Below are 14645 nucleotides of genomic sequence, written 5' to 3'. Positions count from 1 at the left end.
TTTTTCATTATTTTTTCATACCTTTTAACGACTCTCTCAGCACAAATTTTTGCAACTTCCCGCTCGCATTACGAGGAAGTTCATCTACAAATAAGTAATGACGCGGACGTTTATAGTCGGCTAATTCATCACTTTCTTTGCAATACATTTCTAAATCAGCTTCTGAAATATTTTTATCTTTCTTTACAACGACCGCAACGACACGCTCTCCCCATAGTTCATCTGGCTCACCAAGTACTGCAACATCTAATACACCAGGATGACTATGAAGGAAATCTTCAATTTCACGTGGATAAATATTAACGCCTCCGCTAATTACCATATCATCCACACGATCTGCGACGAATAAATAGCCATCTTTATCGAAATAACCTAAATCACCCGAGTGATACCATCCTTTATACATCGATTTTGCATTTGCTTCTTCTCGGTTATGATAACCAGCCATCATAGTTGGACCGCGCAAAATAATCTCCCCAACTTCATAAGGAGGCAATACATCATCTGGCTCTGCTGGTGCATCTTCGTTCGGTTTAACAATTCGAATTTCATGGCTAAAGCACGGCGTTCCTGCTGAACCAGCTTTCGTAATTTGATCCTCTTCTACGAGAAACGCAACAACTGGTCCCATTTCTGTCATTCCGTAAATTTGAACAAGATCAATATAAAGGCGCTCTTTACATTCCTTCACTAGCGCCGGTGCCATTGCAGCTCCACCGTATACACCGATTTTCATTGAAGTTAAATCATACTTAGTTAGATCTTTTTGCAGTAACATATTCCACATCGTCGGTGCTGCAAAAAACGTCGTAATCTTCTCTTCTTGAATGGTATGTAATACTCTATCCGTATCAAAATGATGTAAAATAACATTCTTTCCGCCAACTTGAATGCGCGGTATGATTCCAGCATTTAACTCGCCGCAATGATATAAAGGTGCTACCACAAGCCCGGCGCTATCCCTGTTATATTTTATGAAATACGTACAAATCATACTATGCTCAGCCATATCACGATGACGATGTAGTACGCCTTTCGGATGACCAGTCGTTCCGCTCGTATAAAGCATAGAACAAAAATCCATTTCATCGACTACAATATCTACTTTTTCAGCTGATGCTTCATTTACTTTTTCATGGTAAGAACTAGCATAGGAAGGTGCATCGTCTTCCACGTACCAAAAAGACGAATTTGGAAAATCTCGTTCAATCATAGCAACTGTTGATTCGACTGCTTTTTCAAAGACAACTACTTTCGAGGCTGCATCTTGGAGGATATACGATAGTTCTTTTGCTTTTAAGCGGAAATTAATTGGATTGAAGATCGCGCCAATTTTCGCACAGGCTAAGTAAACGTTTACAAATTCACGACAGTTATATAGGTAAACAGATACACAATTTCCCTTTCTTACTCCTTCTTTCAATAGAGCTTGCGCCGTTTTATTTATTTGCTCATCCCACTGTTTATATGTCCAACGAATATTTTTTTCTGGTTCTACTAACGCCTCTTTATTCGGATATTTGCCAACTGTCAAATCAAAAATTCTCCCTATCGTCATGTACATGCCAACAATTTCCCCCTTTTCTCTTTCATAAATCTATCATTTCGTCTATAAGTAGACATTGTCCTCTAATAATATGACTAATTTTTCTGATTATTATCGACATAGTTTTACAAATGGACCGTTTGATGGTAAATGAAATTATATCGGCGATTTTTTGAATATATCGAACGCAACCAAATTTATATCAGCTATTTTTCGAATATATCGACTTACCGACAAAAACTGACAATATAAAAAGAGGCTGTTCCAAATCGGAACAACCCCCTTCTTCTTACACGAATAGCTCTTCTAAAATTTTCAGTTTATCTTCTGTATATTTCACGAAGCCATCGTTATATGATTTTGGATCTTTCGGATTCGCAAAGTGTGTAATTGCTCCTGTTTGTGGGTGAACAAATTTACTTGATGCCCCGCAACCAAGTCCGATAATCGATTGTACTTCTTCCATAATAACAATATTGTAGATACTTTCTTGCGTCGGTATTGCATACCCAACGTTTTCTAAGTTACCTAAAATATTCTTTTGACGATATAAATAGTATGGTACGTAATTATGGTTCTTCGTCCACGCTTCCGCCTCATGCATCATCGCAGTAATTTCTTCGCGACCTGCTACTTTATATTTACGTTTGTTTTGCGTCATTTCAGAAGCACGTTTAAATGATAACGTATGAACTGTTAACGATTCTGGCATTAACTTTTCTGTTTCATCTAACGTATGCTTGAAGATGTCTAATCCTTCACCAGGAAGACCAATAATTAAATCCATATTAATATTGTTCATTCCCATTTCACGTGCTAAATGATACTTCTCAATCGTTTCTTCTACAGTGTGATGACGTCCAATTGCCTTTAGTGTCTCTTGATGGTATGACTGCGGATTAATACTAATACGGTCAATGTTCCATTTATTTAACACTTCTAGCTTTGCTGGTGTGATTGTATCTGGGCGACCTGCCTCAACTGTTACTTCACGTACATCTTTCACATCAGGGAAAGCTTGGTACATTTCTTCATACAACATATCCATCTCTTCTGCTGTAATACTCGTCGGTGTACCGCCGCCGTAATAAATCGTCGTAACTGTAACACCTTTTTCTTTTAAAAACTTACCAATTTCACGAACTTCATAATGTAACCCGCCTAAGAACGAATCAACTGATCCTTGGCGTCCGTTAATTGCATAAGCCGGGAACGTACAGTACGCACATTTTGTAGGACAAAACGGAATACCGATGTAAATACTTACTTCTTCTTTCAAACGGTATAAATCCGGAACAACCGCTAATTGGCAATCAACAATACGCTGAAGAAGTTCAATTTTCTCTTCATGAATTAAATAACTTTCACGAAGTTCTTTATGCGCTTCTTCTTTTGACATACCATTTTGAAGCAGCTTGTGAAGAAGTTTCGTTGGGCGTACCCCAGTTAATATTCCCCAGCTCTGTTCAAGTCCAGTTAGCTGTTGAAGTACAGAAAGATATACGTAAGAAACAACATGTTTCACTTGCTTCATACGTTCTTTTTCTTCTGTGAAAGCAGATAAATCTTTTGCGAATGTTTCTTCATATACATTTCCGGTTGCAACATCTGTTAAACGAGCCGATGCTGTCACATTACCTTCTATCTGTATATCAACGATAAGATTTGCTTCTTCTTTCTCAAACCCTATCGTGCTCTCTTCAAAAAATAAACCGCCAATATTTTGTAGCGGACGTAAAAAACGATCATCTTGTAACGCTTTAATTGAAATTAACAACATTATCACCTTTTCATTTGCAAACTCTCTTTAGTTTACTTGAAGGGCGTTTGAAGGTCAATACAGAAGGTTTTACCTTATTTCTTCTATTAAAAACTTAAAGGCATAAGAGATAACATTTCTCTTATGCCTTTTATAAACCTATTAGCTATTTTTAATCATAAATCTTAAACGTATTCCTAATAACACCAGAATTACACCTATAAATGGAAGGTAATCCGTATTATGCCCTGTAGCTGGAAGTTTTTGATTATTAGAACCGCCTTGTTCTTTTTCTGGTAAGTTAGGCTTTTCTACTTCTTCGCCTGGGCTTTCTGTTCCTTCACCTGGCTTTTCTATTCCTTCACCAGGTGTTCCTGTTTCCCCACCTGGTTTTTCTGTCTCTCCACCTGGTTTTTCTATCTCTCCACCTGGTGTTTCTGTCCCTCCACCTGGTTTTTCTGTCTCTCCACCTGGTTTTTCCGTCTCTCCACCTGGTTTTTCTGTCTCTCCACCTGGTTTTTCTATCTCTCCACCCGGTTTTTCTGTCTCTCCACCCGGTTTCTCTGGACCTTTTCCTGTTTCTTTTTCATTGGTAATTTGAAGCTTTATAACTTCTACTTTCTCATTAGAAATCGTAAATTCAATTCCCTTATCAGATAAATTATATCCTCCTGGAGCCTGGACTTCTTTTAAAACGTAATCTCCTGGTTCCAGTTTCTTCGAAGTTGCTTTACCATTTTTATCTGATGTTAATGTGTCTATTTTTATTCCATCTTTCAGAATTTCAAACACTGCACCTTCTAATTTTTTATCTGTATCATTAGCATCTATCTTTGTAATTTCTACTTGACCTGTGATTTTTTCTTTCACTTTTTCATTCAATACTTCTTGTTTTGCTACTTCATTTGCTACAACATTTACTTTTACTGTAACTTCTACCGCTTTGTAGCCTTCTGGCGCTTTCGTTTCTTCTAGCGTATACTTACCTGGCACTAAGTTTTCGAATGTCACAACACCATCTTTATTCGTTGTTTTCGCTTCTCCAACTACTTGACCATTTTCGTTTTTTAGTCTGAATTCTGCGCCTTCTAGAACTTTTCCACTCTCTGCATCCTTTTTGATTACTTGTAAGCTTCCTAGTTCTTTCGCATTTTCTACTTGTACTTGTACTACTTTGTTTGCTTCCACAACGACTTCAATTTCTTCTTTTAGTAATTTATATCCTTTTGGAGCTTTCGTTTCTTTTAACGTGTATTTTCCTGGTTCTAATTTTCCAGAGATGACTTTACCTGTTTTATCTGTTTGTAACATCTCTACTTTCTTACCATCTTTATACACTTCAAATTCTGCGTCTGATAAAAGCTTCGTTTTATCGTTTGCATCTACTTTTACGATTTCAAATTGACCAAGGCTCTTACTATTCGTTACTTTTACATCAACAACTTTTTCACCGTCGACTGTTACATGAATTACTTGTTTTGTTAGCTCATAACCTTCTGGTGCTTTTGTTTCTTCTAACGTATACTCACCCGGTACTAGTCCTTCTACTTTAACCGTTCCAGACTTATCTGTTGTAATTTTTTCTTTTACAACATTTCCTTTAGCATCTTTCAATGTAAATACTGCGCCTGCTAAACGTTTCGCTTGATCTTTATCATCTGTTTTAATAATTTGTAGAGAGCCCAAGAGTTTTTCATTTTCTGCCTCTACTTTTACTACTTCTTTCTCATTTTGAATTGTTACTTTCCATTCTTTATTTGAAATCTTGTAACCTGCTGGTGCTTTCGTTTCTTTCACTGTGTATTCACCTAATGGTAATTTCGGTAACATCGCTTTTCCACTCTCATCAGTTTTCAACTCTGCTACCTTTTTACCATCTTTATACACAGTAAATTCTGCATCTGATAATAGCTTCGTTTTATCATTCGCATCTACTTTTACGATTTCAAATTGACCCAGAACTTTTTCGTTCATTACTTCCTGTTTTACTACTTCATTTGCTACAACATTTACTTCCACTTTTAATTCTACCGCTTTGTAGCCTTCTGGCGCTTTCGTTTCTTCTAGCGTATACTTACCTGGCACTAAGTTTTCGAATGTCACAACACCATCTTTATTTGTTGTTTTCGCTTCTCCAACTACTTGACCATTTTCGTTTTTCAGTCTGAATTCTGCGCCTTCTAGAACTTTTCCACTCTCTGCATCCTTTTTGATTACTTGTAAGCTTCCTAGTTCTTTCGCATTTTCTACTTGTACTTGTACTACTTTGTTTGCTTCCACAACGACTTCAATTTCTTCTTTTAGTAATTTATATCCTTTTGGTGCTTTCGTTTCTTTTAACGTGTATTTTCCTGGTTCTAATTTCTTAGAGATTACTTTACCTGTTTTATCTGTTCGTAATGTATCTATTTTTTCACCATCTTTATACACTTCAAACTCTGCGTCCGATAATAGCTTCGTTTTATCATTCGCATCTACTTTTACGATTTCAAATTGGCCTGTAGCTTTTTCAGCGATTTTTTTATTCAACACATCTACAGTCACTGTTTTATTAGCAGCTACATCAACACGAACTGAGCTAGATGATAGTTCATAACCTTTTGGTGCTTCAACTTCTTTTAATGTATATGTTCCAACTGGAAGTTGTTTTGATAAAGCTGCACCTTTACCATCTGTAATAATTGTTTCAACAACATTTCCATCTTTATCTATAACATCAAATTTTGCACCTGGTAGAAGTTGACCAGATTCACTATCTTTTTTCAACAATTTAAATTGACCATTCTCTACTTTTTTCGTATTCTTCATAACAATTTCAATTACGTTTGTACCATTAATTGTTACTTTTACTGGTGTATCAACTTTTATATATCCTTCTGGTGCACTTATTTCTTTTACAAAATAGTCACCAAGTGGTAAATCCTTGACTTCAGCAATACCCTTTTCATTCGTTGTAACAGTAGCTACAACATTATTGTCTTTGTCTATAACATCAAATTTTGCATCTTTTAAAACAATGTTTTCATCGTTTGCATCAACTTTTTTAATTTGTAAATTTCCTTTTTCAACTGATGGATTTTTCCATTTCGGCCAGTTAAATTTAAAATTGTGAACCTCAAACCCATCTCTTTGGTGTAATCCCCCAACATAGGCTTGTCCATTAATAGAACCACCCTTTGTCTCTACAACAGCATTTGGAGCAAATACACTTCCTACTACGCCATATCCTTTTGTTGATATTTTTGTAGCATTCGGAAACGCCCAAATTACTTTACTAGCTAACTCAGTAAAAGGTGAATTAGGATCATATGCTTGTGATGTATTAATTAAGTCTGTTGCCATCCCAGTATTTTTCGTATCGTACAAAATTGCACCGCTACCAAAATTCACTTCTTCTGCGTCTGAATAAATAACAATAAAGTCTTTGTTATTTACATTCGGAAGATAAACATCTTTTACATCAAATGTTTTCTTTCCTGTTAAGCCTGAAGAAACATAAATATTAGGATTGTTTACATCCTCTCCGATGCCAAAACTCATATTAGGTTTTGGTTTATCAGTATGTAATTGACTCGCATTTCCAATTACACCATCAACGTCTTTTCTAAATTCTTTGAACTTGGCATCAATCTCTGCTTGCTCTTTATAAGAGATACGGTCATAAGACGACTTCATTGCACCTTCTGGGTCACCATCTTTTGTCATCGCCACTGTTCCATCTTGAATGATTACTTGTCCTGCTCCCGCTTTCGTAAATTGACCACCTAGTAATAATGATGGATATCCTTCATCTTTCCATGTTGCTCCAGCTAAGTTGTTTGCTCCAGTTGCAGCCGCTACGACTGTATAACTTGATGCGTTCATGTTCTTTTGAACAGCCATCGCACCCTCAATATCCGCACTCGTTGCACTATGATCACCAAAAATGATTGCGTTATAATAAGATGTATCGCCTAAACCTTTTAATTCTGTTGTAGCTGCCTCCGCTTTATACGGTAAATGGATTAAAAAATTCATACATACTAACAATATAATTATAAAACTACTGCATATCTTTTTTACTTTTTGACTTAATGATTTCCTCAAGAAATTCATTCCCCCTTTTCAAATTTCAAAAACTTATAACAAGAAGTACATTTCAGATGTACTTAAAACCTATTCATACTAATTTACAAATAATCCATTTAAATAAAACAAAGAAGCTCTACAACTAATTGGCGAAACTACTACAATTCATTTTTGAGATAATACGTGAACTAAACTAACATGCTGAAGTGTTTTTACGTACGGGAGCTCAATAAAATTAACTCGAAGAATATTTCATGTGGTGTAACTATTTTGGCAACATCATCCACTCTACAACAGTTTTCTAAAGTATTCAAGTGAATTGTATGGATTACAGACACAATTCCTCGCCTGAAACGCTTTCATTTCTTATTGGAATATTGATTTAAACTTTTCAAATAAAGTCGACAAAAAAACGTAGCCAAAAAGCTACGTTTTTCTTTCATCGTTTCGGTGTATGTTTATGATTCTTTAAAAATGGAAGTGGGAATTGCTTACGAAAATGCTCTTTAATCATATACTCTACGCCGTTCTCAGTATTAGAACGTGTAATCCAGTCTGCGGCTTTCTTTAATTCTACAGGAGCGTTCCCCATCGCTACCCCAAGCCCAACATTTTCAATTACCTCTAAGTCTTCTACGCTATCTCCAATCGCAACCATTTCACTAAGGTTAATATTTAAATGCTCCCCAAGTAATTGTAAACCACGTAGTTTTGATACATTTTGAGGGAGAATTTCTATACGTCTCTCATCACACTCAACGTACTCCACATCTTGAAATGCCTTTCTTAACGTATTCATCCCTCTTTCTTTTTCACCTTTCGTATGGAAAACAATATCAATTTTTGGTGCAGCTACTGGATGATCACGCAGTGCATCTCCTAGCGAATCTACAAATTGAACCGGATAAAATAATGGATCTGCGCTTGATAATACAGTACGCGCAATTAAGTTTGGTGTATTTCTCTCACGATTCCCAATTGAATATCGTTCATGAGAAATGCGAACATTACAATCAAAATGCTCTAACACTTGCACGATATTAAAGGTTTTCTCTTCAGATAATCTCCTTTGAGCGAACGGCTTATCTAACGATGCTGAAACGAAAGCACCGCCATGCGTAACTAATATAGAATCTAATTTTAACGCCTTCGCTATTTTATGAGCAGATTGAAAATTACGATTCGTAAACAATGTAACGTATACATCTTTTCTTTTCACAAAGTCAATTGTCTCCCGTAACCCTTTTGCGATTTTTCCGTTGTTGTATAGTAGTGTCCCATCTATATTAAGAGCTAGTAAGCGATAAATCATGTCGCACTCCCCCTCTTCGCTGTTGTACTCTATCCATAATTTATGAAATAAATGTAGTAAATAGAACGAGTTAGAATTACTACTGAAAATTTGGTTTACTATATACATATACAACTGGCAAAGGAGATAGTACAATGCAGGCACCTCCTTCTTTTTATGAAGGCGATACGTTAGAGGTCGCAAAGAAGTTACTCGGACATAAACTCGTTCATATTGTAGACGGCGTAAAGCGGAGCGGAATTATTGTAGAAGTAGAAGCATACAAAGGTCCAGATGATAAGGCCGCTCATAGTTACGGCGGAAGAAGAACAGATCGAACAGAAGTAATGTTCGGTGCACCCGGACATGCTTACGTATATTTAATTTACGGCATGTATCATTGCTTTAACGTAATTACAGCACCAATCGGCACCCCGCAAGGAGTTCTCATTCGTGCTCTTGAACCTGTAGATGGAATCGAAGACATGAAACTAGCGCGTTACAACAAAACTGACATTACGAAAGCTCAGTATAAAAACTTAACAAATGGACCTGGAAAACTATGCCGCGCACTCGGAATCACTTTAGAAGAACGCGGGGTATCATTACAAAGTGATACATTACATATTGAGCTAGTTCCGGAAGAAGAACATCTATCATCCACACATAACATAATAGCTGGCCCTCGTATTAATATTGATTACGCAGAAGAAGCCATTCACTACCCATGGCGGTTTTATTATGAAAAGCATCCGTTTGTTTCAAAATAAAGAAGCTATCCTATAAGTAAGTGAAACCAACTTATAGGATAGCTCTTTTTTCATAATTCATCACACGTCGAAAAGCCGAAATCCGGGATCGGATTTCGGTTTTGTTTCTATAAAAGAAACCGTTGTTCCTCCAACATTTCCAAATACAGTTCATCTCCAAAGAGAAAATCTTAAAAGCATTATTTTTTTAATGCATAATAATTTTCCAAATTGAATTTCGACAGAACGAAAGTTCCTGTTGGCGTTAAAAGTTGTGACATAGATTGTATGACCTGCGGTAATTTCGCTGGCTCAATGGGATGTGATAGTAGGATGTACTGGAATTTTTCATCTATAAATACCTCATGTAACTTGTCATACGCAGCAGAAGTTGTAGGAGCTACCCTATTTGCAAGAGCTGCCGCTTTTTCATTACTTTCTGCTCCGAATAAAGAAACTGCCTGATAACACCCTTTCATTTTTAATAAAGTGGCACCACATCCAGCTCCTATATGAAGAATATTTACTTTATCAGGCGCAAATCGCTCTAAAATCGCTAGTAAATCACAATGAATGTATAAACTTTCACCATAAAATCCCCATTTTTCATACAATTTTATATTATTCGCATGTAAACAAACAGAAAATTTAACACTATCTTCTTTCCATGAGACACTTCCGTAGTGATGAATAAATGTATCTTTACATAAATACAATTTATAACCTTTTTCAAACATTCTTAGTGACAAATCATCATCTTCATAATTCCCCGGTGTAAATCGTTCATCTAATAATCCAACTTCATCTAACACTGATTTTTTTATAAGCATACAGAATCCGATTAATTTCATACGTTCTTCCCATTTATCTTTATCACTTTGATTATATAAAGTTGCAAACCTCTGCATTCCTTCAATATCTTTATAAAAAGTTTGTATAGCAGTATAGTAAGCGGCATTATTAGTTACGGGCCCTACCGCTCCAGCATCCTTACTTTCATATAAACACCGAATTAAGTTGCTTAGCCAATTTTCAGTTACGACCACATCATTATTCAATAATAAAATATTGTCACCTTTTGCCTCTTTAATTCCCTGATTGCATCCCTTTGGAAAACCCATATTCTCCGCATTTTCCACTAGCATAATATCCGATTGTTTTTGTAACCATTCTACAGTACCATCTGTTGACGCGTTGTCCACAACTATTAACTCATACTCTTGTTCCACTGTATAAGTTCTAATACTTTGGATGCATTCTTTTGTATATTGTAATTGGTTATGAGTCAATATAATTATACTTGTGAGCATGAATCAAACTCCTCTCAGCAGCCAAAATGATTATCTAGTATTATTGAATATTATTTTTCCGATAAACTATCAAAATATTTTCTATTATATTCAATGCTTGGATTATTAGGTATGAACTGTGCAGCTTGTTCGTTATGATAAATTGCCTTTTCATATTCTTTTATTCGATCATAACAAATACATAGTTGAATATGCGGCAACCATGTATGACACTCTTCTCGGACAAACGGAGAATCCTTTGGCCTGGGCCCGTCAATTGCTGCATGGTACCAATATATCGCTTTAGAATATTCCCCTTGTTGCAAAAATACACGTCCTAAGTGGCAACAAAGTTCTCCTCTAGGCGTGTCATACGTAAATGATTGCAAACAAGACTGTATAGATTTTTTTAAGTCCCCCAATTCTAAATAACATTCGGCTCTTTTTAAACAAGCTTGAATGTTATCTTCAACCCAACCCTTTTCTTCATCTAAAAACCTAGAATACCCCTTAACAGCCTTATCAAATAATCTGTGATCCTTACATTCATTTGCATAATAGTACACATCGCGGGGGCTAAACTCTTTTCCACTCTCAAGATGTTTTTCATATATTTTCAAATTACGATTAGTATATGCTTTTTCTTTTTTATGACTTACCCCTACGTCACTATTTATAAGATTTCCATACACCTCTAAATATTCATGAACAAATCCATACCATTGAAAATTTTTACTTCTGTTGACTAATCGATATCTCCTTAAAGAATGTGTTGGATTTCCTTCTATATCAAAAGTTAAATAATATTTCATAGATACTGCATCCGTACTACGATCTAACGTATGTTTTAACTGCAACAATTTCTTTATATCTTCCGTATCTATTATGTCATCTGCATCTAGCCAAAGAATATATTCTTTTGTAGCTTTAGAAAACGCAAAATTTCGTGCCGCTGAAAAATCTTCAATCCATTGAAAATCATAAACTTTCGCGTCGTACTTCTTCACAATTTCTTTTGTACCATCTGTTGAACCTGTATCTACAATAATAATTTCATCCACAACACTTTTAACCGATTCTAAGCATTTTGATATAGTTTGTTCCTCATCTTTTACAATCATGCATAAACTAATAGTAATGGAGTTTTCCATCATATCCCCCCTATCCTTTTGATGTATATGTTTGGAGAGAAATTTATATTTCTTTTGCTTCAAAATTGAGTTTTCATTTTACAAAAGAAACATAATGAGGCGGTGCAGTGAAATTGGATAGGGGAATTTCACTCGAAGATTGCAAATCAATGAAAAAAACCGAAGCCTGAACAAGACTTCGGTTCTTTATATAGAGAATACATAATTTCGATTCCTTTTTACTCCGCACCTTCCGCGGCCGCAATATCATTCTCTAAGTTTTCTCTTGATAATTCCGCCGCCATAAAATCAGCTGTTTCAGGAAGTGCTAAATGCATATGAGCTTTTTGACAAATTTGGATCGTACAGTTTTCTACAACATAGTCGAAAACATGTCCGCCACCGCTTCTTTCATTATCAATGTAATGTAAGTGGAAACCAGCTACACCAATACCTTGTGCGTAATCTGGTGTCCAAAATCCAGCTAGCGTACCTTCTGTATCTTTAAATGAAAAGATCGGTTGTGATTTCGTCACTTCAACGAGCGGCGTATACGGTTTTTCTTGTCTTGGAACAGTTCTCGTTCTTACTTCACGGAACGTACCATCCATTCGAATCGCATAAAATAAGTTTTTACTTGGCATTAATTCATGTAATAACGCTTCCACTTCTTCACGATTCATCGGATGCTCTACCGTATAACTCATTTCTTTTTCAAAAAACGTTACAGTCGCAAACGGTGTTGTTTCCTCTGGCTCTACTTTTTCTGCGGAGCCGTCTGAACGTAAATGGTAAAATTCGTTATCAAACGCGATCATTTCACCATCTAATTGATCAAATGTGCCGATGCCGAAATCACCACGTTCCTTCAATTCCTCAAAGCTAATCACACCATCATATATACCATCTAATAGCGCAAGCATTGTAGATGTTTGATATACTTCATTATTCGTTTTCGTTCTTTTTGCATCAATATCAATTAATTGCGCAACAGTCATCTCACTCATGCCCCCATTAGTTTAATTGGTTTGGTAATAGTTTTTCGCTTAATTTAATGTTGTCACGATAATCGATTGGAATATCAACAATGACAGGGCCTTCTGCTTCTAACGCTTCTCTCAATACACCTTCTAATTCGTCTGGTGTATTGACACGAAGACCTAACGCCCCGAAACTTTCCGCATATTTCACAAGATCGACATCGCCAAACTCTGTAGCTGATGTTCTGCCGTATTTCATCATTTGTTGGAACGCAACCATATCGTACGTACCGTCTCTCCATACGAGATGGACAACCGGAGCATTTAAACGTACCGCTGTTTCTAATTCCATCGCTGAGAATAAGAAACCACCGTCACCTGACACTGAGACTACTTTTTTACCCGGTTCTACTAAAGTAGCAGCAATTGCCCAAGGAAGTGCAACACCTAACGTTTGCATACCGTTACTAAATAATAGTCTACGTGGTTCATAAGAACGGAAACATCTTGCCATCCAAATAGAATGGGAACCGATGTCACATGTAACGGTTGTATCGTCACTAATTAAAGAACGAAGTGTACGAATGACTTGAAGTGGATGCGTAACACCTTCTGAAGCACGATTTGGAACTTCTGCTTGCTCTGATAATTTCGCGCGTAATCGCTCTAAAACTGCTTCTGATTTCGTATTTAATACAAGCTTCGGTAATTTCTCCGCAATGCTATTTACAGTTAAAGCGATATCACCAATTAATTCACGCTCTGGTTGGTAATCATGGTCGATATCTGCTTGGTGGTCATCAAGATGGATAATCGTTCTGTCGCCAAGTTTATTCCAGAATTTCGGATCGTACTCAATTGGGTCATAGCCGATAGATAAAACAAAATCCGCTTCTTCTAGTAAAATATCACCTGGTTGGTTACGGAATAATCCAACGCGGCCAAAGAAATGATCTTCTAACTCACGTGAAATTGCACCAGCTGCTTGATACGTTTCAACAACAGGAAGTTCTGTATCCGCAATTAACTCACGAACTGCTTTCGTCACTTCATTGGTGCTTGCTCTCATACCGAGTAAAATAACTGGTAATTTTGCTGATTTTATTTTTTCTACTACGTATTCAATATGATTTGTGGGAGCGATTCCAAGCTGTGGCTTAGAAAGCGCACCAATAGACTCTACTGTCGTTTCCGCAGTCATAACGTCTTGCGGAAGACTTACAAGTGTTGCTCCTGGATTTGTAGAAGTAGCACTTCGAAATGCATTAGTAAGTGCTTCTGGTACATTATCAGGATGCTCGACTTCTACGCTATATTTAGTGATTGGTTCAAATAATGCAGCATTATCCATGGATTGATGCGTACGTTTTAATCGATCTGTACGCGGAACTGCACCAGCTAAAGCAACAACGGGATCACTCTCCGCATTCGCAGTAACAAGACCTGTCGCTAAATTTGATGTCCCTGGTCCTGAAGTTACAAGACATACGCCCGGTTTCCCTGTTAATCTACCAATAGCAGCTGCCATAAATGCTGCGTTTTGTTCATGACGACAAACAATTAACTCTGGTCCTCTTTCTTGCAGTACATCAAATACAGAATCAATCTTCGCTCCTGGAATACCGAAAACATGTGTAACACCTTGTTTAATTAAACAATCAACAACAAGATCTGCTCCTCTTGTTTTTGTTTTCACGTCGTTTGCTTTTACACCTGTACTCAAACTAATCATTCCTTTATTTCATAATGTGTGTAATAAAGATTTTTAATTTCACCTAGTTAATTAATGTGGTGAAGTATTGTTTATCATTATATTACAAATGCATTATTTTT

9 protein-coding genes are annotated in these 14645 nt (G+C 36.5%); 1 reads left to right on the top strand and 8 read right to left on the bottom strand.

All coding sequences use genetic code 11. The features are described from left to right. Positions 1–7: 7 nt before the first annotated feature. The 4 genes from ABH960_RS15150 to ABH960_RS15135 all read right to left on the bottom strand — a co-directional run bounded on the left by ABH960_RS15150 (position 8) and on the right by ABH960_RS15135 (position 8685). Positions 8–1564, bottom strand: a complete 1557-nt coding sequence (locus tag ABH960_RS15150) for a fatty acid--CoA ligase (protein ID WP_404446233.1) — start codon at positions 1562–1564, stop codon at positions 8–10. Between the two features lie 271 nt (positions 1565–1835). Next, complete coding sequence (locus tag ABH960_RS15145; protein WP_404446230.1) at positions 1836–3326, bottom strand: coproporphyrinogen III oxidase; 1491 nt, start codon at positions 3324–3326, stop codon at positions 1836–1838. A gap of 141 nt (positions 3327–3467) precedes the next feature. Next, positions 3468–7391: an MSCRAMM family protein gene (locus tag ABH960_RS15140; RefSeq protein ID WP_404446227.1), complete on the bottom strand. Its 3924-nt coding sequence runs from the start codon at positions 7389–7391 to the stop codon at positions 3468–3470. Positions 7392–7812: 421 nt separating this feature from the next. Then, entirely contained in the window at positions 7813–8685 is an 873-nt protein-coding gene (locus ABH960_RS15135; protein ID WP_404446224.1) for a Cof-type HAD-IIB family hydrolase, read from the bottom strand. A gap of 134 nt (positions 8686–8819) precedes the next feature. On the opposite strand from ABH960_RS15135, the gene ABH960_RS15130 reads away from it, so the two are divergent. After that, a complete protein-coding gene (locus ABH960_RS15130) occupies positions 8820–9434 on the top strand; it encodes a DNA-3-methyladenine glycosylase (RefSeq protein ID WP_404446221.1) in 615 nt (204 codons plus the stop codon). Between the two features lie 179 nt (positions 9435–9613). On the opposite strand, the gene ABH960_RS15125 is transcribed toward ABH960_RS15130, so the two are convergent. The 4 genes from ABH960_RS15125 to alsS form a co-directional block, all read right to left on the bottom strand. Continuing rightward, positions 9614–10723 carry a glycosyltransferase gene (locus ABH960_RS15125; protein ID WP_404446218.1) on the bottom strand — a complete coding sequence of 370 codons (1110 nt, stop codon included), beginning with the start codon at positions 10721–10723 and terminating at the stop codon, positions 9614–9616. Between the two features lie 50 nt (positions 10724–10773). Beyond that, a complete protein-coding gene (locus ABH960_RS15120) occupies positions 10774–11853 on the bottom strand; it encodes a tetratricopeptide repeat-containing glycosyltransferase family 2 protein (RefSeq protein WP_215576785.1) in 1080 nt (359 codons plus the stop codon). A gap of 218 nt (positions 11854–12071) precedes the next feature. Further along, positions 12072–12830: an alpha-acetolactate decarboxylase gene (gene alsD / locus ABH960_RS15115; protein WP_113936701.1), complete on the bottom strand. Its 759-nt coding sequence runs from the start codon at positions 12828–12830 to the stop codon at positions 12072–12074. Positions 12831–12846: 16 nt separating this feature from the next. After that, entirely contained in the window at positions 12847–14535 is a 1689-nt protein-coding gene (gene alsS, locus ABH960_RS15110) for an acetolactate synthase AlsS (protein ID WP_113936702.1), read from the bottom strand. Positions 14536–14645: the final 110 nt, after the last annotated feature.

The sequence above is a fragment of the Bacillus sp. RC252 genome (assembly GCF_044909215.1).
GTDB lineage: Bacteria > Bacillota > Bacilli > Bacillales > Bacillaceae_G > Bacillus_A > Bacillus_A mycoides.
The sequence above is the reverse complement of the archived record's forward strand: the minus strand, read 5'-3'. Positions and strand labels throughout refer to the sequence as shown.

What these genes read in the sequence shown, in the direction of transcription:
- ABH960_RS15150 (WP_404446233.1), bottom strand. Translation starts at nt 1,564, where the DNA reads ATGTACATGACGATAGGGAGAATTTTTGATTTGACAGTTGGCAAATAT.
- ABH960_RS15145 (WP_404446230.1), bottom strand. Translation starts at nt 3,326, where the DNA reads ATGTTGTTAATTTCAATTAAAGCGTTACAAGATGATCGTTTTTTACGT.
- ABH960_RS15135 (WP_404446224.1), bottom strand. Translation starts at nt 8,685, where the DNA reads ATGATTTATCGCTTACTAGCTCTTAATATAGATGGGACACTACTATAC.
- ABH960_RS15130 (WP_404446221.1), top strand. Translation starts at nt 8,820, where the DNA reads ATGCAGGCACCTCCTTCTTTTTATGAAGGCGATACGTTAGAGGTCGCA.
- ABH960_RS15125 (WP_404446218.1), bottom strand. Translation starts at nt 10,723, where the DNA reads ATGCTCACAAGTATAATTATATTGACTCATAACCAATTACAATATACA.
- ABH960_RS15120 (WP_215576785.1), bottom strand. Translation starts at nt 11,853, where the DNA reads ATGGAAAACTCCATTACTATTAGTTTATGCATGATTGTAAAAGATGAG.
- alsD (WP_113936701.1), bottom strand. Translation starts at nt 12,830, where the DNA reads ATGACTGTTGCGCAATTAATTGATATTGATGCAAAAAGAACGAAAACG.